At 67.1% G+C, this 24651-nt stretch carries 22 protein-coding genes; 12 read left to right on the top strand and 10 right to left on the bottom strand.

Going from position 1 to position 24651, the window contains the following annotated elements:
* Positions 1-31 precede the first annotated feature (31 nt).
* Entirely contained in the window at positions 32-757 is a 726-nt protein-coding gene (locus JL100_RS19290) for a DUF2161 domain-containing phosphodiesterase (RefSeq protein ID WP_202679238.1), read from the bottom strand.
* A 336-nt stretch (positions 758-1093) separates the two neighbouring features.
* On the opposite strand from JL100_RS19290, the gene JL100_RS19285 reads away from it, so the two are divergent.
* The 8 genes from JL100_RS19285 (at position 1094) to JL100_RS19250 (ending at position 8011) form a co-directional block, all read left to right on the top strand.
* Positions 1094-1831 carry a response regulator gene (locus tag JL100_RS19285; protein WP_407696871.1) on the top strand — a complete coding sequence of 246 codons (738 nt, stop codon included), beginning with the start codon at positions 1094-1096 and terminating at the stop codon, positions 1829-1831.
* 15 nt (positions 1832-1846) lie between these two features.
* Entirely contained in the window at positions 1847-2704 is an 858-nt protein-coding gene (locus JL100_RS19280) for an STAS domain-containing protein (RefSeq protein WP_202679236.1), read from the top strand.
* A 17-nt stretch (positions 2705-2721) separates the two neighbouring features.
* Positions 2722-3123 (top strand): STAS domain-containing protein, encoded by a 402-nt coding sequence (locus JL100_RS19275; protein WP_158046350.1) that lies wholly within the window; start codon positions 2722-2724, stop codon positions 3121-3123.
* Positions 3113-3550: an ATP-binding protein gene (locus JL100_RS19270; RefSeq protein ID WP_202679235.1), complete on the top strand. Its 438-nt coding sequence runs from the start codon at positions 3113-3115 to the stop codon at positions 3548-3550. The genes JL100_RS19275 and JL100_RS19270 overlap by 11 nt, the downstream gene beginning before the upstream one ends.
* Positions 3532-4551 (top strand): ATP-binding SpoIIE family protein phosphatase, encoded by a 1020-nt coding sequence (locus tag JL100_RS19265; RefSeq protein WP_202679234.1) that lies wholly within the window; start codon positions 3532-3534, stop codon positions 4549-4551. The genes JL100_RS19270 and JL100_RS19265 overlap by 19 nt, the downstream gene beginning before the upstream one ends.
* Before the next feature lie 23 nt (positions 4552-4574).
* The gene (locus JL100_RS19260) at positions 4575-5756 is read left to right on the top strand and encodes a sensor histidine kinase (RefSeq protein WP_202679233.1); all 1182 of its coding nucleotides are present in this window, start codon (positions 4575-4577) and stop codon (positions 5754-5756) included.
* Complete coding sequence (locus tag JL100_RS19255) at positions 5746-6321, top strand: DUF6653 family protein (RefSeq protein ID WP_202679232.1); 576 nt, start codon at positions 5746-5748, stop codon at positions 6319-6321. Before JL100_RS19260 ends, JL100_RS19255 begins: the two co-directional genes overlap by 11 nt.
* Positions 6322-6409: 88 nt before the next feature.
* Positions 6410-8011 (top strand): alkaline phosphatase D family protein, encoded by a 1602-nt coding sequence (locus tag JL100_RS19250; protein ID WP_202679231.1) that lies wholly within the window; start codon positions 6410-6412, stop codon positions 8009-8011.
* Between the two features lie 361 nt (positions 8012-8372).
* Here the strand turns inward: JL100_RS19250 and JL100_RS19245 are convergent, their stop codons facing one another.
* A complete protein-coding gene (locus JL100_RS19245; RefSeq protein WP_407697024.1) occupies positions 8373-8735 on the bottom strand; it encodes a Uma2 family endonuclease in 363 nt (120 codons plus the stop codon).
* A gap of 44 nt (positions 8736-8779) precedes the next feature.
* Complete coding sequence (locus JL100_RS36565; RefSeq protein WP_202679229.1) at positions 8780-8929, bottom strand: PDDEXK family nuclease; 150 nt, start codon at positions 8927-8929, stop codon at positions 8780-8782.
* Between the two features lie 485 nt (positions 8930-9414).
* Here JL100_RS36565 and JL100_RS19240 point away from each other — a divergent pair, with 485 nt between their 5' ends.
* On the top strand, positions 9415-12798 hold the full coding sequence (locus tag JL100_RS19240; protein ID WP_202679228.1) for an ExeM/NucH family extracellular endonuclease: 3384 nt from the start codon (positions 9415-9417) through the stop codon (positions 12796-12798).
* Between the two features lie 277 nt (positions 12799-13075).
* Here the strand turns inward: JL100_RS19240 and JL100_RS19235 are convergent, their stop codons facing one another.
* The 3 genes from JL100_RS19235 to JL100_RS19225 are packed head-to-tail and all read right to left on the bottom strand — an operon-like array spanning position 13076 to position 15605.
* The gene (locus tag JL100_RS19235; RefSeq protein WP_202679227.1) at positions 13076-13753 is read right to left on the bottom strand and encodes a 2-dehydro-3-deoxy-6-phosphogalactonate aldolase; all 678 of its coding nucleotides are present in this window, start codon (positions 13751-13753) and stop codon (positions 13076-13078) included.
* Positions 13750-14766 (bottom strand): 2-dehydro-3-deoxygalactonokinase, encoded by a 1017-nt coding sequence (locus tag JL100_RS19230; protein ID WP_323378248.1) that lies wholly within the window; start codon positions 14764-14766, stop codon positions 13750-13752. The genes JL100_RS19235 and JL100_RS19230 overlap by 4 nt, the downstream gene beginning before the upstream one ends.
* On the bottom strand, positions 14763-15605 hold the full coding sequence (locus tag JL100_RS19225) for an IclR family transcriptional regulator (protein WP_202679225.1): 843 nt from the start codon (positions 15603-15605) through the stop codon (positions 14763-14765). Before JL100_RS19225 ends, JL100_RS19230 begins: the two co-directional genes overlap by 4 nt.
* A 198-nt stretch (positions 15606-15803) precedes the next feature.
* Between JL100_RS19225 and JL100_RS19220 the strand changes: the two genes are divergently transcribed.
* Complete coding sequence (locus tag JL100_RS19220; protein WP_202679224.1) at positions 15804-16961, top strand: PQQ-dependent sugar dehydrogenase; 1158 nt, start codon at positions 15804-15806, stop codon at positions 16959-16961.
* Positions 16962-16966: 5 nt separating this feature from the next.
* Here the strand turns inward: JL100_RS19220 and JL100_RS19215 are convergent, their stop codons facing one another.
* A complete protein-coding gene (locus tag JL100_RS19215; protein WP_202679223.1) occupies positions 16967-18328 on the bottom strand; it encodes a globin-coupled sensor protein in 1362 nt (453 codons plus the stop codon).
* Positions 18329-18790: 462 nt separating this feature from the next.
* Here JL100_RS19215 and JL100_RS19210 point away from each other — a divergent pair, with 462 nt between their 5' ends.
* Positions 18791-21091: a helicase-related protein gene (locus JL100_RS19210; RefSeq protein ID WP_228420794.1), complete on the top strand. Its 2301-nt coding sequence runs from the start codon at positions 18791-18793 to the stop codon at positions 21089-21091.
* Positions 21092-21664: 573 nt separating this feature from the next.
* On the opposite strand, the gene JL100_RS19205 is transcribed toward JL100_RS19210, so the two are convergent.
* Positions 21665-21850, bottom strand: a complete 186-nt coding sequence (locus JL100_RS19205) for a hypothetical protein (protein ID WP_202679222.1) — start codon at positions 21848-21850, stop codon at positions 21665-21667.
* Positions 21851-22034: 184 nt separating this feature from the next.
* Between JL100_RS19205 and JL100_RS19200 the strand changes: the two genes are divergently transcribed.
* Positions 22035-22268 carry a hypothetical protein gene (locus JL100_RS19200; RefSeq protein ID WP_202679221.1) on the top strand — a complete coding sequence of 78 codons (234 nt, stop codon included), beginning with the start codon at positions 22035-22037 and terminating at the stop codon, positions 22266-22268.
* A gap of 507 nt (positions 22269-22775) precedes the next feature.
* On the opposite strand, the gene hisI is transcribed toward JL100_RS19200, so the two are convergent.
* Both hisI and metC read right to left on the bottom strand, forming a co-directional pair.
* Positions 22776-23183 carry a phosphoribosyl-AMP cyclohydrolase gene (gene hisI, locus JL100_RS19195; RefSeq protein ID WP_202679220.1) on the bottom strand — a complete coding sequence of 136 codons (408 nt, stop codon included), beginning with the start codon at positions 23181-23183 and terminating at the stop codon, positions 22776-22778.
* Positions 23180-24355, bottom strand: a complete 1176-nt coding sequence (metC, locus tag JL100_RS19190; protein ID WP_202679219.1) for a cystathionine beta-lyase — start codon at positions 24353-24355, stop codon at positions 23180-23182. Before metC ends, hisI begins: the two co-directional genes overlap by 4 nt.
* Between the last annotated feature and the right edge of the window lie 296 nt (positions 24356-24651).

Genomic DNA, 24651 nt, shown 5'->3' with positions numbered 1-24651 from the left:
CCGGTGATGCACTCCTCCTCTTGAATCAACATCACCGCGGCGCGGATTGTTCGACCAGTTCCGCCGCCGATTCTTCCGGCGCGAACTGCTCCAGCCCGCGCAGTCCTTCCTCGGTCAGCCGGTAGGTGCCGCGGCTGACCCGCTCGAACCAGCCATAGACGTTTCGCTGGAGGATGCCGGCGGCGCCCGGAGCGTCGCCGTCCCGGCGCAGCGCGGCGACGGCCATGGGGCCGTTCGCCTTCAGCAGGGCCGCGCAGCGCAAGGCCTCCTGTCGGTATGCGGTCATGATCTTGACCTTGCTCGACCCGCCGCGGTTGGGATCGCCCAGCCGCCGACCGTGCTCCTTCAGCAGCAGCCGGGCGCGCTTGGCGTTCACCCGCGGCCGGTAGGGCGCCGGCTCGATCACGAGCTCCACCTGCCGGCCGGCTCGGGCTGCCGGATCGACCGTCAGCAGCCCGAGCCCCAGCATGCGGCAGAGCTTGCGGACATTGCCGTCGTTCGCGTTCGGCCCCGTCGCCCGCCGGCCGGCGGGCCGGGGAACCGCGAGGTAGACGCGGTCCGACAGGGCCAGCCGGTCGACTCCCTGGAGAACCAGCGACAACGAGAACCGCAGCTTTAACTCAACCAAAACGGGCGGCTCGCCGGCGCGGACGGCGACCAGGTCGCAGCTCCGAACCTCGCCTTTGACATCGTACCCCTGGGCTTCGAGGAAGGCTTTCACCGGATCGTAGAGGTCGACCTCGGAAGTGATTGGCAAGGCGGCTTTCTCGCTGGCTGCGGGGCGGCTGGGGCGGGCGTTCCGACCATTGCTCTCCGGCGGAGCCCGTGTCAATTCGCGCGTGGCTGCAACCTTTCATGACCTGAGGCGTTGCCGGTCGGATCGCGACCAATATCCGCTGCGAAAGGGCTTAGGCCGAATACCCCCGATCCGGCGGATACGCGAATATGTTATCTGGAACTTTCGGAATCGAACCCCGCCGGACACAAGGCGGACAGATCAGCTTCATGATGGACCGTTGAGATCAGAATGCCGGAATCCTCCGCAGAGATTGTGAAATTTCTTCCCTATTTGCGGCGCTATGCCCGAGCCCTGTTGGGGTCCCAGGATCGCGGCGACCAGTATGTCCGCGTGTGCCTCGAAGCCTATCTGGCAGAGCCCGACCGCATCGATCCCGCCGGCAATATCCGGCTTGAGCTGTTCGCGCTGTTCCATGAGGTCTGGTCCCTGGTGGACGAAACGTTCCCGGAAGCGGTGCCCGACCTTCCCGAAGGTACCCCGGGCACCAAGGTGATCCAGGGCGTCGGCCGGCTGCCGCCGCGCCAGCGGCAGGTGCTGCTGCTGATCTCGCTCGAAGGATTTTCCTTCGACGAGGCGGCCCGCATCCTGAACGTCACCACCGAGGAAATCCGCGTCGAGCTGGAATCCGCCCGGGCCGAACTGTCCAAGCAGACCTCCGTCCGTGTCCTCATCATCGAGGACGAACCCCTGATCGCCGAGGACATCGCCGGTCTGGTGACCGACATGGGCCATACGGTTTGCGGTTCCGCTGCCCGCGAGGAGGAGGCCCTGAGGCTCGCCCGCGAGACCGCGCCGGAATTGATCCTGGCCGACATCCAGCTGAAGGGCGGCGACAGCGGCATCAAGGCCGTCCAGAAGATCCTGCGCTCGACCAACCTGCCGGTGATCTTCATCACCGGATTCCCGGAACGCCTGCTGACCGGCGAACAGCTGGAGCCGGCTTTCCTGATCGCCAAGCCGTTTCAGCCGGAGGTTCTCCGAACCGCGATCGGTCAGGCGCTGGCGGTGCATCCGCCCCAGAAGATGAACTGACGAGAAGAAGAAAAGATGCCCGACTCTTCCGGCAGCAAGCTCCCGGCTCTCCTGAGCCGGTACCAGGACCGTATCCTGACCGACTGGATCGCAGCCCAATCCGATGTCGGTGTGCTTCGCGCCGACCTGATGCGGGAAGCGGAGATCCGCCGCCAGTCGCGCAGCTTCCTGACCCATCTGACCGCAGCGACCAAGAACGGTGTCAATTTCGACATCGAAAGCGACCAGTGGCAGGATGTCCGGGACATGCTGACCGAGGTCACAAATTACCGGGTCGATCACGGCTTCACCCCGACGGAAACCGCCACCTTCATCCTGGCGCTCAAGCAGCCGATCTTCGAATGCCTGCGCGACCAGTACAAGGACGACCCGCAGATCCTGGTCGAAGAGGCCTGGTCCGCGACCGTGCTGCTCGACAAGCTGGGCCTGTACACCAATGACATCTATCTGCGCGGCCGGGAGGATATCATCCAGCGCCAGCAGCAGGAGATGCTGGAGCTGTCAACCCCGGTGGTGCAGCTCTGGGATCGCATCGTGGCGCTTCCCCTGATCGGCACGCTGGACAGCTCCCGCGCGCAGATCGTAATGGAAAATCTACTCGAAGCCGTCGTCGAAAGCAAGGCCGAGATCGTGATCATCGACATCACCGGCGTGCCCACGGTCGATACCCTGGTCGCCCAGCACCTGCTGAAGACGGCCGCCGCGGCCAAGCTGATGGGGGCTGAATGCATCATCAGCGGCATCCGGCCGCAGATTGCCCAGACCATCGTGCATCTGGGCGTGGAACTGCCCCAGGTCGCGACCAAGGCCGACCTGCAGAGCGCCTTCGCCCACGCGCTGAAGCGCACCGGCGTCACCTTCACGGGCCAGTGAGCGGCGGCAGGATCGACATGACCCATTTCCTCGAGCCGAACCGCATCCCGATCTTCCAGATCGGCGACTGCCTGCTCCTGACAATCCAGGTGGACCTGGAGGACAGGATGATCATGACGCTGAAGGACGATCTGGCCGAGCGGATCGCGAAGACCCACGCCAAGGGCGTCCTGATCGACATCTCGGCCCTGGACGTGGTGGACAGCTTCATCGGCCGCATGCTCGCCAACATCTCGGCGATCGCCCGCATCCTTGACGCCTCCACGGTGATCGTCGGGATGCGGCCGGCGGTGGCCATCACGCTGGTCGAGCTGGGCATGTCGCTCCAGGGTGTCCGCACCGCCCTGGACGTGGACCGCGGCATGGAGCTGATCCGCCGGGGCGCCGCCGAGGAGGCCGCGCGCCTCCATGAGGCTTGAGCCGGGGCACGAGGGAGGAGCCGCCGACGGCGAGGTGATCCCGATCCAGACCGGAGCCGACGTCAGCCGGGTCCGGCGGGTGGCCGCCGCAGCCATGGCGACCATCGGCGCCTCGAAGATCGAGACCACCCGCATGGTCACCGCGGCCAGCGAGCTGGCGCGCAACACGCTGGACTACGGGGGCGGGGGCGAGATGCGGATCGCCATCGTCGGCCGGATGTCGAAGCGCAAGGTCGAGATGATCTTCAGCGACCGGGGGCCGGGAATCGCCGACATCGCCCTGGCGTTGAAGGATGGCTACAGCACGGGCGGCGGGCTCGGGCTCGGGTTGAGCGGTGCCAAGCGCCTCTGCAAGGAGTTCGAGATCCGGTCCGCGCCGGGCGAAGGAACCATAGTGAAAGTCGCATCATGGACGGAACGGCCGTAGTTTCGGTCCCCATCCGGGAACAGACCCAGGTCGCCGAGGCACGCCGCAAGGCGGTGCAGCTGGCGTCCCCGGCCGGTCTCGGCGAACAGGAATGCGCCCGCCTGGCACTTGTGGTGACCGAGGCCGCCACCAACATCCTTCGCCACGGCGGCGGCGGGGAAATCCTGCTGGACGCCCGGTCGTCGGGCACCAGCGGCGAGGTCACGGTGATCGCCCTGGACAGCGGTCCGGGCATGGCCAACGTGCAGGACTGCCTGCGGGACGGCGTCACCAGCGGCGACAGCCCCGGCACCGGGCTGGGCGCGATCCGGCGCCAGTCCGACCATTTCGATATCTATTCCAAGCCGGGCAACGGCACCGCGATCGTCTGCGGCGTGCGGGCGGGCGGCTGCCGGCCGGCGCCCGACCTTCCCGGGCTGGAGGTGGGGGCGGTCTGCCTTCCGCGCATCGGGGAGGCGGTGAGCGGCGATACCTGGTCCGTCCGGGTGACCGATCGCGGCGCTACGCTGTTGTTGCTGTGTGACGGTCTCGGGCATGGTCTCGGCGCGGCCGACGCGGCCGACGCCGCCCGTGCAGGTTTCAGGCAATCGAAGGAACGGATGCCCGAGCCGCTGGTCGAGGATCTGCATCGGGCGTTGCGCGGGACGCGCGGCGCGGCGGTCGCCGTGGTGCGGATCGAACCGGTCGAACGCCGGCTCCGGTTCGCCGGGGTGGGTAACATCGCGGGATTTTTCCGCTGGCGGGACGGGCAGACCCGAACGGTGTCGCAAAACGGCGTCGTCGGGCATAATATGTCGAAGGTGAAGGAATACGAGTATGCTTACGGTGGCGATCTGCTGGCGGTTTTCCATTCGGACGGTTTGAGCACTAAATGGGATATCGACAGCTACCCGGGGCTGGCAACAAGACACCCGACGATGATCGCGGCCGTGCTGTACCGCGATTTCAAGCGGGTCCGGGACGACAACCTGATCGTCGTAGTGAAGACCAGAGACCCCTGACCTGGCCGCTCTTCACGGTCCATGTGCGCCATGACCGGGACATCGTCCACGCCCGGCAGCGGGCGCGGCTGGTCGCCGACCGGATGGGGTTCGAGGTCCAGGACCAGACCCGCATCGCCACGGCGGTGTCGGAGGTCTGCCGCAACGCCTACGCCTATGCCAACGGCGGCAAGGCCGATTTCCGCATCCAGGAGATCGCCGGGAAGGTGGCCCTGGTGATCGAGGTCGGCGACCGGGGGCCGGGCATCGCCGAACTGGACGACATCCTGGCCGGCCGCTACCGCTCGCGCACCGGAATGGGGCTTGGCCTGCTCGGCGCCCGGCGCCTGATGGACCGGCTGGACATCGAGACGTCCGGGGACGGGACCACGGTCCGGTTGACCCGGATCCTGTCCAAGCCGCTGGGAATGGCGGTCCCGGAATTCATCAACAAGCTGATGGACGAACTGGCCCGCCAGCAGCCGCTCGACCCGGTCGAGGAGGTCCAGCGCCAGAACCAGGAACTGCTGAGCAGCCTGAACGACCTGCGCCAGCGGGAGGAGGAGCTTCTGGAGGCGAACGCGGCGCTCCGCGCCAGCGTCGTCGAGAAGGAAGTGCTGTTGAAGGAGGTCTACCACCGGGTCAAGAACAACCTCCAGATCATCTCCAGCCTGGTCAGCCTGAAAGCGCGCAAGTCCACCAACCCGCTGGTCCGCCAGGAGCTGGACGACGTTCGCAGCCGCATCCATTCGCTGAGCATCGTCCACGAGAAGCTGTACCAGTCCGACGACCTGGCCCGGGTCGATCTCTCCGGCTATGTCCGGGACCTGTGCGCCCATCTGCGGACCTCCTTCACCGCGCGGGGCGACGGGCCGGAGCTGATGGTCGAGACGGAGAACGTCGCGCTGGGGCTGGACATGGCGATCCAGCTCGGCCTGCTGATCAACGAGATCGTGACCAATGCCTTCAAGCACGCCTTCCCGGACGGTGCGCGGGGCGAGATCCGGGTGTCGCTGACCGTCCTGCCGGAAGAGCGCCTGAGGCTCGAAGTCACCGACAACGGCAAGGGCATGCCGGAGGAGGCGACCGACAGCCTGGGCATGAACCTGATCCGCGCCCTGGCGACGCGGGTCGAAGGCGTGCTGGAGATCGAGGGCTCGAACGGCCATGGCGGGACGGGCGGCGGTACCCGGGTGACCGTCACGATGCCGCTGCATGGTGATTGAGGGAGCCGGCATGACCATCGAGGGGCGGATCGCCGCCCTGTTCGCCCTCGACGACGCGGCCTGGGCTCGCCATGCCAACCCTTGGAGCGGCTGGACCCGCTTCGTCACCGTCCTGCCGCTCCTGGTCCTGGCGTTCTGGAGCCGCGCCTGGATCGGTTGGTGGTCGCTGCTGCCGGTCGCGGCGGCCCTGGCCTGGACCTGGCTCAACCCACACGCGTTTCCGCCGGCGCGGTCCGACAGCGCCTGGATCACCCGGGGCGTCTTCGGCGAGCGGTTCTGGACCCTGCGAAACACCATTCCCGTCCCGGAACATCACCGGCTGGTGCCCCATCTGCTGAACGCCGCCACCGCGGCCGGGGGGCTTGTCGTCGTGTGGGGTGTGGCGCGCCTCGCGGTCTGGCCGACGGCGCTCGGCCTGACGCTCGTGATCGGCGGCAAGTTCTGGTACATCGACCGGATGGCCTGGCTGTACTCCGACATGATCGCGGCACGGCCGGAGTTGCGGTATCGCGGACCGGGCGGCGGAATCCCGCGATCACAACCGGACGTCAGCCATCAGTGTTAGGCCCTTTGTGCCGGGCTCGCATGAAAAACTGTCATGGGTACCGGATAGCTTCCGCGGACCAATAAACCGGAACGGGAGAATCCGCGATATGTCCAAGTTGCCCGAGCCCCAACGGTGGGTTACCCGCCGCTCGTTCCTGTACAATTCGGCACTGGCCGGCGGCGGGCTCCTCGTCGCGGCGTCGGCGGCCGGGCGGGCGCTGGCGCAGGCCCCGGCCATCATCACCGCCGACAGCCGCCGCATCGCCATGCCCTACGGCGTCCAGTCCGGCGATCTTTCAGGCGGGCGGGCGGTCGTCTGGAGCCGCGCCGACCGGCCGGCCCGGATGATCGTCGAGGTCGCGACGACCGAAAGCTTCAGGAACGCCAAGCGCTTCAGCGGTCCGGTCGCGGTCACCGACAGCGACTATACCGCCCGGATCGACCTGTCCGGGCTGCCGGCCGACCAGCGGGTGTTCTACCGCGTCAGCTTCCAGGACCTGTCCGACCTCAAGAGCTTCAGCGAGCCGGTGACCGGCCAGTTCCGCACCGCGCCGAGCAATGGCCGGGTCCGCTTCGTGTGGTCCGGCGACACGGCCGGGCAGGGATACGGCATCAACCCCGATTTCGGCGGCATGCGGATCTACGAGGCGATGCGCCGGACCGAGCCGCACTTCTTCATCCATTCCGGCGACACGATCTATGCCGACGGCCCGATCCCCGAGACCAAGGAACTGCCGGGCGGCGGGGTGTGGAGGAACGTCACGACCGAGGCGAAGTCCAAGGTGGCCGAGACGCTGGGCGATTTCCGCGGCGCCCACGCCTATAACCTGATGGACGAGAACCTGCGCCGCTTCAACGCCGAGGTGCCGATGTTCGCCCAGTGGGACGACCACGAGGCGACCAACAACTGGTACTGGGAAAAGCGCATGGACGCCGACCAGCGCTACAAGGAGAAGAGCGCCGCCGTGCTGGCCGCCAACGGCATGAGGGCGTTCCTGGAATACATGCCGATCCGGCATGATCCGGAAAACCGCGACCGGATCTACAACAAGTTCTCCTATGGCCCGCATCTCGACGTGTTCCGCATCGACATGCGAAGCTATCGCGGCCCCAATACCGCCAACCTCCAGGAGGAGATGGGGCCGGAGACCGCCATCCTGGGGTCCGAGCAGATCCGCTGGCTCAAGCAGGCCCTGCTGGCCTCGAACGCGACCTGGAAGGTGATCGCGGCCGACATGCCGATCGGCCTGGTCGTCTACGACAACGGCAAGGACAAGACCGGCTCGGAGGCGATCGCCCAGGGCGACGGCCCGGCGCGGGGCCGCGAGCTGGAGATCGCCGACCTGCTGAGCTTCATCCGGCGCAACGGCATCCGCAACACGGTGTGGCTGACCGCCGACGTCCACTACACCGCCGCTCATTTCTATGACCCGAACAAGGCCAAGTTCCAGGATTTCGAGCCGTTCTGGGAATTCGTCTCCGGCCCGCTGAACGCCGGCACCTTCGGCCCGAACCCCTTGGACGACACCTTCGGCCCGCAGCTGATGTACGTGAAGGCGCCGCCGGAGGGGCAATCCAACCTGGCTCCCTCGGCCGGGATGCAGTTCTTCGGCCAAGTGGACATCGGCGAGGACGGCGTGATGCTGGTGACCCTGAAGGACCTGGACGGGCAGACCCTGTACACGAAGGAACTGCTGCCGGCGGCGTGACGACGCCCCCTGGCGTGGGGGAGTGTCATCATTCGTGGGGGTGGCGCCGGCGCCGAGGGGCGCCAGTTCCCCGCTGCGAATGGTGGCCCCCCCTCCGCTTGGCCGCAAATGTCAACATCCGGTGCGAAATGTCAGCATCCGATGCGCCTCGCCGTCAGAGCCTGTTTTTCTGATGCACGCTTTGAAAGATCCCGGCTATCCGCCGGGATTGATCCTATCATTCCGATCATAGGAATACAATCTTTAATGCTGTGCTCTCACTTCGTATCGGTTGACGATCATCAAAACAAGATCTGTGTTGATCTGCGGCTGAGTAAATATAGTTTCAGTGTGTAGATGCCTGTCTCTAGTAAATCCTATGTCATTTCCGGAAGTTCACCCAGCGGTAGACTTCATCGAAACCCAGGGACAGGTCGATCGCGTCGAGCCTCATGGATCCCGTGAAGAACTCGGGATCCTCGGACCAGCCGTCCGTGTCCCGCCACCACCGTTCCGCAAGCCTGCTTTCCGGGTGGAACAGCACGACCTCCCGAACGGATGGCAGCGAAATGTATCTCGTGATGTTCTCGCGGGTCTCGGCCTCGCTGGTGGACAGGATCTCGATTATCAGCACGGGATCGGGGACCATGACGCCCCCGGGAACATGCGGGCTGCAGGTTACCGCGATGTCCGGCTTGCGATAGTTGAATTTCGCCTGGATCCTGGGTTTGACCCCACCCTCTATGACGGGACGGCAAGGCCCGCCGCGTGCCGCCAGATGGTTGCGGATCAGGCCGTCAGGTTGCCCTGTATCGCTCCATGGGCATCGAAATGCGGTGCCATCAATCTCGGAGTGCCATCGACCAGTTCGTATCGGCCATCATTCCAGTCAAGGAACTCTTCGACGGTCATCAGTCGGTGTGAGAAACGCGCTGTCATCGTCGCCTTCCGATTCCGCACCGACGCATGCCGGACAGGTTAGCACATCGCTTTCGGTGACAGGACGCATCCAACCTGGAACCGCCGAAGAACGTGCATTTGGGCAATGGCGACGCGTTTGCCGGCTGTGTAACAGTATGCTCTTTCCATCAGGCAATAATTTTAGGTAATTTCTGTAAAACATACCGTTCTCGTTGCCAGATAGCCTATTCAATACAGAAAAATTTGTCCCCATGCTCAAGTGATCATCGCCCTGTCACATATCTTCTTTAAAAGGTGTCTTCGGTTCCGCTGGCCGGAACTGCGATGCCGGAAAGAAGGACGTGATCGGAGCAGAGACGATTTGCCGTCAATTGGGCTTGTCTCCGATCTTTCAGTAGAGCCGGCATGTCCCGCCAGGGCTTCGGGCCGCAAACACCATTCAGGCCGCCGCAGCGCGGCCATGGACGCTCCCTTGGGCGTCGAACAGACAGGGCTGAGGAAGAATGACCAACCAATATCACCGGCTGTCCGAAAATCCCTTCACGCAGGATTGGACCGACACCAGCCTGATCGGCATGAACGACGACTGGTCCGGCGTGCCATCGATCGTGGGCTATCGCGGCGACGGTCTCTCGTCGGCGACGGGCGTCGACCCGCGCACGCTCACGGATGCTGCGGGCGCGGCGGACGTGATCGACGTGAATGCCAACCAGACCAATCCCGACGGGTTCAATACCGGCGGGGTGGCGGAGTTCGAGATAGCCGATCCGACCGTGGCGCTCACCGGGTCGGGAACGGCCGACGCGCCCCACATCGTCATCCACCTGGATTCCAGCGGGCGGGAAGGACTCGAACTGTCCTTTACCGCACGCGATCTCGAAATCGGCGGCGACGATGCGGTCCAGCAGATCGCCGTGCAGTATCGCCTCGGCGAGACGGGGGAGTGGGCGAACGTGCAGGGCGGTTATCTCGCCGACGCGACCCGGGGGCCGAACCTGCTGGGCCAGCCGGTTCCCGTCACGGTGACGCTCCCCGCGGAGGCCGACGACCAGCCGCAGCTTCAGGTGAGGGTCATCACGACCAATGCCGTCGGGAACGACGAGTGGGTCGGCATCGACGACATCCGGGTCACCAGCAACGGCCTGCCCGATGACGGGACCACGCAGGTGTCGGTCGGCGACGTCTCGGTGAACGAGGCGGACGGGACGGCGGTCTTCACCGTCTCACGTTCCGATGCCGCGAGCGCCTTCACGATCGACTATGCCACGCGGGACGGCGGTGCCACGGCCGGAAGCGACTATACCGCCGTCGGCGGCACGCTGACCTTCGAGGCGGGCGGGGAGCTTTCGCGGCAGGTCACCGTGGCGATCGCGGACGATGCCGTGCCCGAGCCGAACGAGACCTTCTCGCTTTCCCTGTCGAACCTCGCCGTCACGGCAGGACAGGCGCGGATCGCCGATGGTTCCGCCACGGCGACCATCGTCAACGACGACGTTCAGGTCTCCCGGATCGGCGAGGTCCAGGGCGACGCCGCGGCGAGCCCGCTGACCGGCAGCACCGTCACGGTCGAAGCCGTCGTGGTCGGCGACTTCCAGAACGGCGATGCCGACGCGCGGCGGGAAATCGGCGGCTTCTACCTGATGGAGGAGGCGGCCGACCGGGACGCCGATGCCCTGACGTCCGAGGGCATCTTCGTCTTCGAAGGGACCGGCGACCTGCGAAGCGACGTGCGGGAGGGCGACCTTGTCCGGGTGACCGGGACGGTGGTGGAGTTCAACGGGGAGACGCAGGTCAGCGTCGCCGACGCCGCCGATATCCAGGTCGTGACGCCCGGCGCCGTCGCCGATGTCGGGACGCTGGCGGCCGGGATGAACCTGCCCGCCGCCGGCACCACCGGTTCCGTGTCGAGCGGCTTCCTGCCCGACCTGGAGGCGTACGAGGGAATGCTGGTCACAATCCCGCAGACGCTGGCGGTGACCGAGCAGTTCAACCTCGATCGCTTCAACGAGATCGAACTCTATGCCGGCGAAGGCGATCGCCTGGCGGGACGGGTCGACGAGTCGGCGGACGATCGTCCTTACCAGTTCACCCAGACCAACGAGCCCGATCCGGCTGGTTACGCCGCCCATCTCCAGCAGGTCGCATCCCGCACGATCACCTATGACGACGGCCTGAACAGCCAGAACCAGCCGATCGATCTGCTCGACGGCTTCGACCCCGACGACGACGGCGCGGGCCCGACCGCTTCGAATCCGGACGAACCCGGCTATGGCACCGCCACGGCGCCGCGCATGGGCGACACGGTCACCGGGCTCACCGGCGTGCTCGGCTTCGGCCCGGCGGGAGCCTATCGCGTCCGTTCGGTCGAGGACGGCGACAATTCCTTCGTGCCCGTCAACGAGCGCCCGGCCGAGCCCGATCCGGTCGGCGGCACGCTGCAGGTCGCCAGCTTCAACGTCCTGAACTATTTCACCACGCTGGATGCCGGCGGTAATACCACGGAGAACGGCTTCGAGCCGCGCGGGGCCAACAGTCCGGCGGAGTTCGAGCGCCAGACCGACAAGCTGGTGACCGCGATCCTGGGGCTCGACGCCGACGTGCTCGGCCTCGTCGAGCTGGAGAACGACTTCATCGAGGGATCGTCCGGCAACGCGGTCGAATACCTGGTCGGCGAGCTGAACGCGGCGGCCGGAACGACGCTCTACGACTGGGTGCGGCCGGGGCAGGATTTCGTCGGCGGCGACGCGATCGCCGTCGGCATGATCTACAAGCCGGACGAGGTCCGGATCGCCGGGGACACCGGCGTGGCGGTCCTGGACGATTCGGACGTCGGGCCGGAACTGCTGGCCGAGAGCACCGTCGGCGGCATCTTCAACGGCGAGAACACCAGCCGCGCCGCCCTGGCCGTGACCTTCGAGGAGGCCGGGACGGGCGAGCAGTTCACCGCGGTCGCCAATCACTTCAAGTCCAAGGGCGGATCGGGGCAGGGCGAGGATGCCGATCGGGGAGACGGCGCGGGCAGCTGGAACAACCAGCGCGAACTGGCCGCCGAAGCCCTGGCCGGGTGGCTGGAAACGAACCCGACCGGCACGGACGACGGCGACAGGATGATCCTGGGCGATCTCAACGCCTATTTCCGGGAGGACCCGATCGACGTCCTCAAAGGTGCCGGATACGAGAACCTGCAGGAGCGCATCGACGACCCATACTCCTACGTGTTCGATGGCCAGATCGGCTCGCTCGACTATATCCTGGCGAACGAGACGCTGGGCGATCAGGTCACCGGCATCACCGAGTGGCACATCAACGCGGACGAGGCCGACGCGCTCGACTACAACCTGGATTTCGGACGCGATCCCGATTATTTCGACGGCTCGGTCGCGGCCCGGGTGTCGGACCATGATCCCCTTCTGGCGGGCCTCGACCTGGGCAATCCGATCCGGACGGTATCCGGCACCAACAAGGCCGACTCCTTCACGGACGCGGGCGCCTTCGCCACCACCTATCGGGCCGGAAACGGCAACGACGTGGTGCGCGGCCTGGACGGTGCCGACACGCTTCTCGGCGGCAACGGCGGGGACGGGCTGTTCGGCGGCTCGGGCAACGACCGGCTCGACGGCGGCACGGGCGACGACCGGCTCGCCGGGGACGCCGGGGCCGACATCTTCGTGGTCTCCCGGGGAGGCGGGAAGGACATGGTGCTGGACTTCGACCTTTCGGAAGGCGACCGGCTGGAGATCGACCGGGGCCTGCGGCTGCGCGACGTGACCGAGCGGGACACCGACGGTGCCGGCGGTGCCGACACGACGGTGCTGGAGTTCAACGGTGCTTCGGTGGCGCTGGTGGGCGTGACGGGGGTGGGCGACTTCGGCCAGCTTTTCGCCTGAGCCGGCGAAGCCGTCCGCGCGATTTTCGAAGATGGCCGATCGCGCTCCGGGAACGGTGACTTCATCGTAGGCTGTCGGCCTCGGCCCTGTGGGCCGGGGCCGACCTGCGGGAGGAGGGGGAGGTAATCAACTCTGACCCCTTTTATACGGTAGGTCGGCCTTCGCCCGTCAGGGCGAACGCCGACACCCTGCGTCAACGCTCCGGCCACGCTGTCGGCGTCGGCCTTCGGCCGAGGCCGACCTACGACAAATCAATCGAAACCCCTGTGTCGAGCCACTACGCGATCTCCCGCCACGCCGCGACGAAGCGTTCCGCCCGCCGGGCGATGTCGGGGACGGCCATGCCCGGGGTGTAGAGGGCGGAGCCCAGGCCGAAGCCCGCTACGCCGGCGTCGCGGTAGTCGCGCATGGTTTCCGGGGCGATGCCGCCGACCGGAAGCAGGCGGACGTCGGGCGGCATCACCGCGCGCATCGCCTTGACGATGCGGGGGCTGATCAGTTCGGCCGGGAACAGCTTGAGCGCGTCGGCGCCGGCCTTCAGGGCGGCGAAGGCCTCGGTCGGGGTGGTCACGCCCGGCAGGCAGGCGAGGCCGGCGGACTTGGCGGCGCGGATCAGGTCGGTGTCGCCGTGGGGCATCACGACGATGTCGGCGCCGAGGCCGGCGAGCGTCTTCACCTGGTCGGCGGTCATCACGGTCCCGGCGCCGACGATCGCGTCGGGGGGCAGCAGCCTGCGGATCGCGCCGATGCTGTCGAACGGCTCCGGCGAGTTCAGCGGCACCTCGATCAGCCGGAAGCCGCGGTCGTACAGGGCCTGGGCGGCGGGTTCCGCCTCGCGCGGGGTCAGGCCGCGCAGGATGGCGACCAGCGGCAGGGCGGCGAAGGCGCCGTCCAGGCGCGCCCTGAGGTCCGAGGGGGGCAGGTCCGGGGAGGTCGGGGCCGGGGTGGTGTTCATGGCATGTCGCTCCGATCGGAGGAAACGGGGGAGGTCACCAGTCCGGCCTCGACGGCGAACTGGAAGAGCCCGCGGGGGGCGGTGTTGTCGAGCAGGGCGGCCGGGACGGTGTCCAGCAGGTCGAGGGCGCGGACATAGCGCCGGCAAAGGCCGGCGTCGCCGATCAGCAGCAGCGGCGTGTCGCCGGCCAGCGTGTCGCGCATGCGGGCGAGGCCGGAGACCAGCTCGTTGCCGATCAGCAGGCCGGACAGGTAGTCCTTCAGCACCTCCGGCGGCAGCCGGCGGGTGAGGCCGAGGGTGCGGGCGGCGAAGATCTGGTGCGCCAGGTCGCCGGGCAGGCCGTCGCGCGCGGTCCGCACGCCGGCCGCGAAGGCGGCGTCGGCCGCGGACTGGTCGGCGGGGGCGGTCGCGGGGGCGTCCGGCATCAGCCGGCCCAGGATCGAGTGGCGCGACAGCACAGCGAACAGCTCGCCGGTCATGTAGGTCGCGAACCGCGCGATCCGGCCGTCGGTCACCTGGACCCATTTGGAATGGGTGCCCGGCAGCGCGACGCAGGCCCGGCCGGCAAGGTGGGGGTGGTCGGCGAGCGCGCCGGAAATCTGGATCTCCTCGCCGCGCATCACGTCGGGGTCGGCGTCGGGCGGGTCGAACATGACGCCCGGCGCGATCAGCAACCGTACGCCCGACGCGCTGTCCACCGCGACGGCCTTGCCGGCGAGGCTGCCGGTGTCGGCGGGGCAGGGGACGTAGGGCGCTTCCGCCCAGCCCTGGGCGCTGCCGACCATGCCGCCGGCCACGGCGGGAAGCTTGCCGTAGGCCTCCAGCCACGCGCCGCAGAGGCCGGCGAAAGCCTGTTCGAAGCCGGGTATGCCGGGCACCGGCAGGTTCTGGATGCCGTGGGCGGTGGCGCGCCGGTCCAGCACCTTGCCGCCCGCGTCCATCAGGTACCCGCGCAGGCTGGAGGTTCCCCAGTCCAGCGCGATCAGCGCGGGGGATGCCGGATTCGCGGTCACTCTGGTCTCCATCCCAACTCCTTCGAAATCGCGTCAGCGCAGTCGCGGACCGCCGGTCCGAGTTCCCGCATCCTGTCCTCGGGCATGAAGGGCACGGCGCTCGCCACGCTGACCGCCGCGGCTACCTGGTTGCGCACGTCGCGCACCGGCGCTCCGACGCAGCGGATGCCGATCTCGTTCTCCTCCAGGTCGAAAGACCAGCCCTGCCCAGCGTAATCCGCGAGCCGGCGCCGGAACTCCGGCCACGGGGCGAGCGGCGGACGGTCGGGAACCTTGGCGGCGAACGCGCGGGCGCGCTCGTACAGGTCGGGCCAGCGGTCGGGAGGCAATCCCAGCATCAGGCTCTTGCCCAGGCCGGTCGATGCCACCGGCATGGCGAGGCCGACGCGCGAGCGCATCTCCAGCCCGCGGGTGCCGGGGACCTTGTCCAGGTAGAAGACTTCCCCATCCTCCAGCACGCCGAGATGGACCGTGTCGCCGGTCAGCCGCGCCAGCGCCTCGATATGGGGGCGGGCCATCGCCACCAGGGGCCGATGCTCCAAGGCCCGCATGCCGAGCTGGATCAGCTTCGGCCCGAGCAGGTAGCCCTTGTACGGCACATGGTGCAGGTAACGCTCGGCGACGAGGCTGTTGAGCATGCGGTGCGTGGTGCTGCGCGGCGTGCCGAGCCGCGCCGCGATGCCTTTCACGTCTCCGATGCCTTCCGCGACGCATTCCAGCAGGGCAAGTCCCCTCAGGAGCGTCTGGGTGCCGGTCCCCTGGCGCTTTTCCGGGGTCCGGTCCGGTATCCCGTCCGGTGTTTGGGGCTGTTCCAGGACAGCCGCGTCATCGCCCTTCATCGTGGAGATCCGCTCCCGCCTTGGCCTGGGATGATGGCCGGGGATCATGGTAGGAAGCGTTGCGGCGGTATGTCAAATGGATTGCAGCCATCCCACATAGTGGAACATGATGGTTTTGGTTGTGATGACGGCGCAATTGTTCAATCCATCTTCGCCCTTATCTAGGTCTGCAGATCGACGAGACGAGGAGAGACTCCCATGCGCAACGTCGCCCCCGCCATCGCGGCCGCCTTCTTCGCCACAACGGCGCTGGCCGGCCTTAACCCGGCTCTTGCCGTCGACGAAACCTTCGAGACCGAGAAGGGCCGGGTGCAGGTGACGACCTTCGCCGACGGCCTCGCCAGCCCGTGGGGCATGGCCTTCCTGCCCGACGGCGGCATGCTGGTGACCGAGAAGCGAGGGAACCTGCGGCATGTCTCGGCGGACGGCACCGTGTCGGACCCGATCCGAGGCATCCCGCAGGTGGACAGCCGCGGACAGGGCGGCCTTCTCGACGTGGCGCTGGATCCGCAGTTCGCGCAGAACCGGCTGGTCTATTTCAGCTTCTCGGAACCGGGGGAGGGCGGCAACTCGACCGCCGTGGCGCGCGGCGTGCTGAGCCCCGACGCCCGAAGCCTGTCCGAGGTGCGGGTGATCTTCTCGCAGAAGCCGAAGCTGCCCAGCACCAAGCATTTCGGCTCGCGCCTTGTGTTCGACAATCAGGGATACCTGTTCATCGGGCTGGGCGAGCGGTCGGAGGAGCGGTTCCGCACCCAGGCGCAGGACCTGGACTCCCACCTGGGCAAGGTCATCCGCATCCGCCCCGACGGATCGGTGCCCGAGGACAACCCGTTCGTCAACCGGCAGGGCGCCCTGCCGGAAATCTGGTCCTATGGCCACCGCAACATCCAGGGCGCGGCGCTGCATCCGGAAACCGGCGCGCTCTGGGTCAACGAGCACGGACCCAAGGGCGGCGACGAGATCAACATCCCGGAGGCGGGCAAGAACTACGGCTGGCCGGTGGTGTCGTACGGCGTCAACTACGACGGCAGCCCGGTCGGAACCGGCAAGCAGCAGGCCGAGGGCATGGAGGAGCCGGTGTATCACTGGACCCCGGTCATCGGGTCGTCCGGCATGGCCTTCTACACGGGGTCGGCGTTCCCGGCGTGGCAGGGCAGCGTCTTCAACGGCGGGCTGGCGACCAGGGACGTGGCCCGGCTGGAGCTGGACGGCAACCGCGTGACCCACGAGGAGCGCCTGTTCGAGGACCTGAACCAGCGGATACGCGCCGTCAAGCAGGGGCCCGACGGCGCGCTGTACCTTCTGACCGACCACTCCGACGGCGAGATCCTGCGCGTATATCCCGCGGAGGGATAAGGTCGCTACGCCGCCTTGATCGACCGCAGGAAGTTGCCGACTTCCCGCTGGAGCGCCGCCGACTGGCCGCTGAGCTCGCCGGCGGTGCTGCGCACCGTCGAGACGGACCTGGTGGTTTCCGACGAGGCCGACGTGACGCCCGCGATGTTGAGCGCCACCTCCTGGGTCCCGGTGGCCGCCTGCTCGACGTTGCGGGCGATCTCCTGGGTCGCCGCGGCCTGCTCCTCCACCGCGGCGGCGATCAGCGAGCAGATCTGGTCCATGTCCGTGATGGTGCCCAGTATGTTGCGGATGGCGGCCACCGCGCCCTGGGTCGCCTCCTGGATCTCGCCCACCTGACCCTTGATGTCGCCGGTGGCGCGGGCCGTCTGGGTGGCGAGCTGCTTGACCTCGTTGGCGACCACGGCGAAGCCTTTGCCGGCCTCGCCGGCGCGGGCCGCCTCGATCGTGGCGTTGAGCGCCAGCAGGTTGGTCTGGTTGGCGATGTCGTTGATCAGGTTGACGACGGCGCCGATGCTTTCGGCGGCGGTGGACAGGGTGTGCAGGAGCCCGTCGGTCCGCTGGCCGTCGGCGACCGCCCGGCGCGAGGTGTCGGACGATCGGGTCACCTGCCGGGTGATCTCCTGGATCGACTTGGACAGTTCCTCCGCGGCGGCGGCGACGGTCTCGACATTCTGGCTCGCCTGCTCGGCGGCGGCGGCCACGGCGATCGCCTGGCGGCTGGTTTCCTCGGACGCTGCGGACATCGCCTCGGCGGTGGCGTCCAGATGGCTGGCCTGTCCGCCGACGGCCTCCACGATGCCGACGACCGTGCTCCGGAAACTCTCGGCGAGCTGGTCGAGCTGCCGGTCGTAGACCGCCTTGTTCTCCTCGATATAGATGGAGATGGCGAGGTCCATGTCGAGCATCACTGCCTTGTTCAGCGCACTGAGCAGGTCGGACAGCTTCGCCCGGGCAACCTCCGGCCGCCACCGGTTGCTGAACTTGCGGGTGGCGGAATCGTAGAGGTGATTGACGGTGAAGGCATAGCCGCCGATGTACCAGCGGGGCTCCAGCCCGATCCGGCTGTGGGTCAGCCCGATCCGCCTGACCGAGGCGAAATACTCGCTGTCGAACCTGCCGGAAAACAGGTTGAGCCAATGCTTGAGCTGCGCCGACCGCGCATGTTCGATCCGGCTTTCGCTTGAGAACATCGACTTCAGCTCGGGATATTCGCGGATGTGCCGATAGAACTGATCCAGAGCCGGCGGCAGAAGCTCCTCCAACTCGGAGGCGAACTCCTTCAAGGTGTCCCGGGTCTTCTGGTCAATTCGCAAGAAGCTCAGACGCTGGACTTCATCGCGATCGCTGCCGACATCCATATCCATCCCCTAAATTCCGGTCCGATCCAGGATCGAACGTATTACCCCTTAAATGCGTGGGAATAATGCGCGCGATGCGGGGCATTTTCGACATGTCTTTCGTTATAATCGCCGTACGGTAAACTGCCTATGCGCACACGGATTTTTTTCGTTCCTGGAATGAATAACAAGTCTGCTGGCCTGGCGAGGGAAATAAGGTCCGGGAGTTATTCATGGGCGGTTCTGCCGCGGATCATGAATGTGTGCTTGGACGAACGAAAAGTTATTGGTGAAGGTGCCATCCATATTGAAGATCTGTAACAATTGTAACGGGAGATGCGGCTTCGTCCGGGATCTGGGACGTCGGGAAGCGCCTGACTTCGGCCCGTTGCGGCGCCGCCGGTTGACCTGGCCGGATCCCGATGCGCATCTTCGGGGCTCCCGATCCGAAGGCACGCCCGAAGGGGCCGAAGGCAGTAGCTGAAAACGATGGCTGAAGAAATGGACCTCCGGGACTTCCCCGAGGACGCCGACCCGCACCTGATCCACGAGATCGCCCGCCTGCATCCGGACTGCCTGACCCTCGCCGACGCCGGGCTGGCGCGGATGGAGATGGCCGCCGCGTCCGGACTGGCCGCCCTGGGCCTGCCGCTGCCCAAGGGCAAGCGCGACCTGCTGGTACCGGCCGAGCGGCGCGACTCCGTCGTGCGCGAGATACAGGGGCATCTGGACCGGGCGAGGCGGCGGAACGGGCTGCTTGCCGCGTCCCGCCGCGTTCTGGATCCGGCCGGGCACGTCTCGCTCCATCCCGGCGACGGGCGCGACCGGGTCCGGCTGGTCATGACCGACGCGCTGCCCTGGACCGGCATGGCGGAGCCGATCCGTTTCGCAGTTTCCCGGCAGATCGACGTGGACGAGTTCGCCGGGCTGGACGATGCCGGGCAGGACCATGCCGGGCAGGGCCATATCCGATTGCGCGACCGCTTGGTCGCCGACGGCATCCTGGCCGAGCGGCTGCATGCCGACGCGGCGCGGCTGGCCGAACGGCTCTGGCGCTACGCGGACGAGGCGGGGACCGCCGAGGACGGCTGGACTTTCGGGTCGCTGTGCGAGCGGCTCGGCCGGACGAGCCGCAACCACCAGGACGCCGACGAGATCCTGCGCCGCTGGGACCGGGAATTCGACACGTGGCGGCGCGACAGGGCCGAGGCGCGCGGCCGGGCCTTCATCGACCGGCATTTCGATTTCTCGCGTTACGAGCTTCTCTTCCCGGTTGCGCGCGGCATGGGACGGCGCCTCGTCCTGGTGGTCGGGCCGACCAACTCGGGCAAGACCCACCGCGCGATGGAAGCCCTGCGGGAGGCGTCTTCCGGAGTCTATCTGGCGCCGCTTCGGCTGCTGGCCCTTGAGGTCATGGACCGGCTGAACCGCGACGGCACGCCGACGACGCTGCTGACCGGCGAGGAGGAGATCCGGACGCCGGACGCCCGGCACATGGCCTCCACCATCGAGATGATGGACCCGGAACGGCCGGTCGACGTGGCGGTGATCGATGAGGTCCAGATGCTGGCCGATCCCGACCGCGGCTGGGCCTGGACCGCGGCGCTGATGGGCGTTCCCGCCGATACCGTCTACCTGCTGGGAGCGCCAGAGGCCCGGCCGCTGGTCGAGCGGGTGGCGGCCCATCTGGGCGAGCCGCTGGAGGTCGTCGAACTGGAGCGCAAGGCGCCGCTGTCGATGATCCCGAAGCGGCTGGAATGGACCGACGTCGAGGCCGGGGACGCGCTGATCGCCTTCTCCCGGCGGGACGTCCACCTGATCCGCGACGCGGTCCATGCCCAGGGGCTGACGGCCGCCGTCCTCTACGGAGCCCTGGCGCCGGACGTCCGCCGGCTGGAGGCGGAACGCTTCCTGTCCGGGCTGGCCGACGTGGTCGTCGCGACCGACGCCATCGGCATGGGGCTGAACCTGCCGGTGCGCCGCGTGCTGTTCACCGCCCTGGAGAAGTTCGACGGCACCGCGGTCCGGCCGCTGTCGCCGGTGGAGATCCGCCAGATCGCCGGGCGGGCGGGGCGCTTCGGCCAGTTCGAGGCCGGCGAGTTCGGCGTTGTCGCCCGCAACACGCCCCAGGCGCTCAAGGCGCTGATGGAGCGGCCCGACGCCAGGCTGGGACCGCAGGCGTCGCTGGCGGTCCGGCCGACCCGCTCCATGCTGGCCCGGCTGGCGGAGTACAGCGGCACGACGGCGATGACCCTGCTGATCGACTGGTTCGCGGACGCCAGGACGGCGGGATCGCTCTACCGCATCGGCGACCTGGGGGCCCTCCGCCGCCTGGCGCTGCTGCTGGACGAGCGGTCGTTGGGTTTTCCGGACAAGCTGAGCCTGCTGTTCGTCCCCGCCGACCTGGAGAAGGAGGCCGAGATGCGGCTGTTCCGGGCGATCCTCCAGGCCGTCGAGGCCGCGGAGCCGATGCCCATCGGCCATGTGGTGCCGAGCCGGATCGACGGGCTGGACGACCAGGCGCTGGAGGATCTGTCGCGCGCCTGCGACCTCTACTACTGGGCGGCGCGCCGGTTCCGGGCGCTGTTCCCCGACCGCGACGGGGTGCGCGAGCGGCGGGCGCTGATCGGCAGCCGGTTGGGGGACCTGCTCGCCTCCCGCGCACGCCGCGAGCGGGAGCCGAAGCAATCCGCCGGCTCGGCCGGGGCCGGATCGTCAGGGAAGGGCGGGAAGCCCCCGCCGGGCTTCCGCGGGGCGCCGCGCAAGCGCTTCGGGCCGCGGCGGCGATGATGGCCGAGGGGACGGCCGGAAGGGGCGGGGCCGGCCGTCCACAGGCGCACGCGCCGGCTGTCAACTGTATTCTTCGCGGGGCGGAGATGTTCTCATGGTGTTGTAAGGACGGCACATGAATACTGATTCTTCATTGAGGCGGTTCCAAGTGAAACCTGAATCTTTTGCTTGACACCCCGAAAACAAAGAAGTGCCTAAAAAATAGGCATCTGGTTCAAGTGGCAGGATCCGGCTAGGGTGGAGCGTCTCGGTCCACAGAGTTATCCCCAGATTCTGGGGATGAAAAATCGGCGTCGCGGGCGATCTTGGATGGTTCGAACGCAGTTGTTCCTCCTATGCATTTCGTATTATGCCAAAGGACAGAGGGTGCCGAGCGGCCCATGGCAGTTTAAGGAACAGTCTGTATTCCCATCCTGCCGGTTGCGTGCTTGCCCGGTGGACGGTGCGATGCATGCTATTTCGGTGAATGCGTGAATCAATAAAGGATAATGATATTAGAATTTTATCTATCGGGCAGGGCGATTGCTTCCGCTGACTCCGGAACCCTTGGACCCCCGTTCCGTGGTCCGATGACTACCGGAACTGTTCGAGGCGGGGAGCCCGACTGTCCAGCGCACCCAGGACGCTGCGCCAGATCTCCCGGCCTTCCCGGTCGCCGCGGGCGTCGGCATCCTCGATCCGCGCTTCGGCCTGCCGGGCCGCGAGACGGCCGTACCGTCCGATCAGGAGGTTGGCCACCGCCCAGTGTTCATGTTCCACCACCATCCGCTCCCCCGCTGCGTCGTCTTGTCGCCGGACGGAACAAGTCCCGCCCGGTACCCCTTTTTAACAGCGGAAGCCACTCCATTATTCCACCCACCGACGACGTTTTCTCGCGTATGCCTCGCGGATCGTCCTGTCGGCGGGTCCCCATCACGCTAATCGACGGAGCTATTCCACCCCGATGAATTGGATCGTCAGAATCATCGTGCTTTCCCTAGTCGTCGGGCTGGCCTTGTCCTTCCTCGACATCGAACCGATGGGCATTCTCCACGACACCTGGGACACCGTGCTGGATGTCTTCGGCCTGTTCGCGGGGGTCGCGGAATGGGCGCTTCCCTATGTCCTGGTCGGCGCGGTCGTGGTCGTTCCCCTGGCGCTGGTGGCGGCCCTGCTGCGTTATCTCGGGCGGCGCTGACCGGGTGAATCATGGCTAATTCATGGGTAGTGTGACAAACCTGTGATGCTCCGGGTGCGCAGTGTCCGGGTTGGCGTGTTATGGTTAATTTACACCTGCGACCGGAACATGACCTGACCTGCACTGAGAGCCCATGGCAGTGAAGGTCCGTTCGCATCCTCTACTCATCGCGCATTCGCCTCGGGTGACAGCTTGCTGTCACCTCTTTTTTGTGCTGCTCCCATAGGAGAAGGCAAGCCATCGCCTTACTTATCGTATGGTCTTTTCCCGGCGCCAAAGAAAAAGGCCAGAGGTTCTTGGAAGAACCTCTGGCTGAAAGGCGATTACAGGGAGGGTTAGAGACAAGAGTGTTTCTATACCAGGGCGACGGGCGTTACTTTGATCTAGATCAACAGCAGGGAACCTTATCGAAGGTTTTCGAAGAAAGTCAGCCGAGCTGGCCGGTATTAGGCTTTCGGAAGTCTTAATGCGTCCCTTGCGGCATTCCTCCGCATTCCTTCGGGTTGTCTAGGCCTTCGTCCCGTAGAGGTTCTCGGGGTCCGCCTCCACGTCCAGGATGGTCTCGACGCCCCCCTGCCGTGCGGCCCGGTAGAAGCAGCTCCGCCGGCCGGTGTGGCAGGCGACCCCGGTCTGGTCGACCAGGAGGAGCACGGCATCGCCGTCGCAGTCGACCCGAAGCTCCTTCAGGTGCTGGACCTGGCCGGACGTCTCGCCCTTGCGCCACAGCTTGCCGCGCGAGCGGGAGAAGTAGCAGACGCGCCCGGTCGCCAGCGTCTCCTCCAGCGCGGCGCGGTTCATCCAGGCGAGCATGAGCACCTCGCCGGTGTCGTGCTGCTGGGCGACGGCGGCGACCAGGCCGTTGGCGTCGAAGCTGACGAGGTCGAGCACCTCGCGCGTGCCGGCGTCCATGGTCATGCCGCGGCCGCCAGCCGGGCGAGCCCGCGCTCCAGGTCGGCGATCAGGTCGTCCGGGTCCTCCAGGCCGGCATGCAGCCGGACCATGGGGCCGTCGGTGCGCCAGCGGGTGGCGGTGCGCAGCTTCTCCGGATGGATCGGCAGGATCAGGCTCTCGTAGCCGCCCCAGCTGTAGCCCATCCCGAACAGCTCCATCCCGTCGAGGAAGCTGGCGACCGCCGCCGCGGAGCAGGGCTTCAGCTCGATCGCGAACAGGCCGCAGGCGCCGGTGAAGTCGCGTTTCCAGAGCGCGTGGCCGGGATCGTCGGGCAGGGCGGGGTGGAGCACCCGGGCGACCTCCGGCCGGGCCTGGAGCCAGCGGGCGAGGGCGAGGGCGGTGTCCTGGTGCTGGCGGAGGCGGGCGCCCATGGTGCGCAATCCGCGCAGGCCCAGATAGACGTCGTCCGGCCCGGCGCAGGTGCCGAGCTGCACCGCGTTGCGCTTCAGGCGGTTCCAGACCTCCTCCGTGCCGGCGGTGATCACGCCGAGCATCGCGTCGGAGTGGCCGACCATGTATTTGGTCGCGGCGTGGATCGACAGGTCGACGCCGTGGTCGAACGGCTTGAAGAACAGCGGCGTTCCCCAGGTGTTGTCGATCATGACGATGGCGCCCGCCTTCTTCGCGGCGGCGGCGATGGCCGGCACGTCCTGCACCTCGAAGGTCAGGGAGCCGGGCGATTCCAGGAAGACCACGCGGGTGTTGGGCCGGATCAGCCGCTCGATGCCGGCCCCGGCCAGGGGATCGTAGAACTCCGCCTCGACGCCGAGCCGCTTCAGCATGTCGGAGCAGAACAGCCGGGTCGGGCCGTAGACGCTGTCGGTGACCAGGATGTGGTCGCCGGCCGATACGAAGGCCAGCAGCGCCGTCGAGATCGCCGCCAGCCCGGACGGTGCGGTCACGGCCTTGAAGCCGCCCTCCAGCCGGGCCACCGTCGCCTCGAACGCCTGGGAGGTCGGCGTGCCGATGCGGCCGTAGCGGACGCCGTCGAACGAGTGGCCGGCCTCCTCCAGCGCCGCCACTGTGGGGAACAGCACGGTCGAGGCATGGTAGACCGGCGGGTTCACGATGCCGAAATTGGCCTGCGGGTCGTTGCCGGCATGGGTCAGGATGGTGTCTGGACTGGCGTTTTTCATGGCTTCTGCTGAGAAGATGGGCGGTGTCGTCCCCGGCGCGCCGCTGGGCGGGCGACGAGGCGCTGGACGAAGGCGCAGTCTGTCACTCCCGCGGGCTCCGGCCAACCCCGTTCGCGGTCGCTTGGTGCTGCGCGGCAGCGCTATCGATCGAACCGGCCGATGCGCCGCGGCGCGGCCGGGGTCATGCACTTTTGTAGGGTCAGCATCAATCAAAAGCTATTCCATATGGCTCAAACATTGCTAGAACTTGATCGGGTGGCTGGACTCTCCCGGCTGCCCGCCATGCCAAGTCATGC

The organism is Skermanella mucosa (assembly GCF_016765655.2).
Taxonomy (GTDB): Bacteria; Pseudomonadota; Alphaproteobacteria; order Azospirillales; family Azospirillaceae; genus Skermanella; species Skermanella mucosa.
Note: the sequence above shows the minus strand (reverse complement) of the source record. Positions and strands in the feature narration are given on the sequence as shown.

Excerpts from the sequence above, each read along its gene's own strand:
- JL100_RS19280 (WP_202679236.1), top strand. The coding sequence starts at position 1,847 with ATGCCCGACTCTTCCGGCAGCAAGCTCCCGGCTCTCCTGAGCCGGTAC.
- JL100_RS19275 (WP_158046350.1), top strand. The coding sequence starts at position 2,722 with ATGACCCATTTCCTCGAGCCGAACCGCATCCCGATCTTCCAGATCGGC.
- JL100_RS19270 (WP_202679235.1), top strand. The coding sequence starts at position 3,113 with ATGAGGCTTGAGCCGGGGCACGAGGGAGGAGCCGCCGACGGCGAGGTG.
- JL100_RS19265 (WP_202679234.1), top strand. The coding sequence starts at position 3,532 with ATGGACGGAACGGCCGTAGTTTCGGTCCCCATCCGGGAACAGACCCAG.
- JL100_RS19255 (WP_202679232.1), top strand. The coding sequence starts at position 5,746 with ATGGTGATTGAGGGAGCCGGCATGACCATCGAGGGGCGGATCGCCGCC.
- JL100_RS19250 (WP_202679231.1), top strand. The coding sequence starts at position 6,410 with ATGTCCAAGTTGCCCGAGCCCCAACGGTGGGTTACCCGCCGCTCGTTC.
- JL100_RS36565 (WP_202679229.1), bottom strand. The coding sequence starts at position 8,929 with ATGACAGCGCGTTTCTCACACCGACTGATGACCGTCGAAGAGTTCCTT.
- JL100_RS19240 (WP_202679228.1), top strand. The coding sequence starts at position 9,415 with ATGACCAACCAATATCACCGGCTGTCCGAAAATCCCTTCACGCAGGAT.
- JL100_RS19235 (WP_202679227.1), bottom strand. The coding sequence starts at position 13,753 with ATGAACACCACCCCGGCCCCGACCTCCCCGGACCTGCCCCCCTCGGAC.
- JL100_RS19225 (WP_202679225.1), bottom strand. The coding sequence starts at position 15,605 with ATGAAGGGCGATGACGCGGCTGTCCTGGAACAGCCCCAAACACCGGAC.
- JL100_RS19220 (WP_202679224.1), top strand. The coding sequence starts at position 15,804 with ATGCGCAACGTCGCCCCCGCCATCGCGGCCGCCTTCTTCGCCACAACG.
- JL100_RS19215 (WP_202679223.1), bottom strand. The coding sequence starts at position 18,328 with ATGGATATGGATGTCGGCAGCGATCGCGATGAAGTCCAGCGTCTGAGC.
- JL100_RS19210 (WP_228420794.1), top strand. The coding sequence starts at position 18,791 with ATGGCTGAAGAAATGGACCTCCGGGACTTCCCCGAGGACGCCGACCCG.
- JL100_RS19200 (WP_202679221.1), top strand. The coding sequence starts at position 22,035 with ATGAATTGGATCGTCAGAATCATCGTGCTTTCCCTAGTCGTCGGGCTG.
- hisI (WP_202679220.1), bottom strand. The coding sequence starts at position 23,183 with ATGACCATGGACGCCGGCACGCGCGAGGTGCTCGACCTCGTCAGCTTC.
- metC (WP_202679219.1), bottom strand. The coding sequence starts at position 24,355 with ATGAAAAACGCCAGTCCAGACACCATCCTGACCCATGCCGGCAACGAC.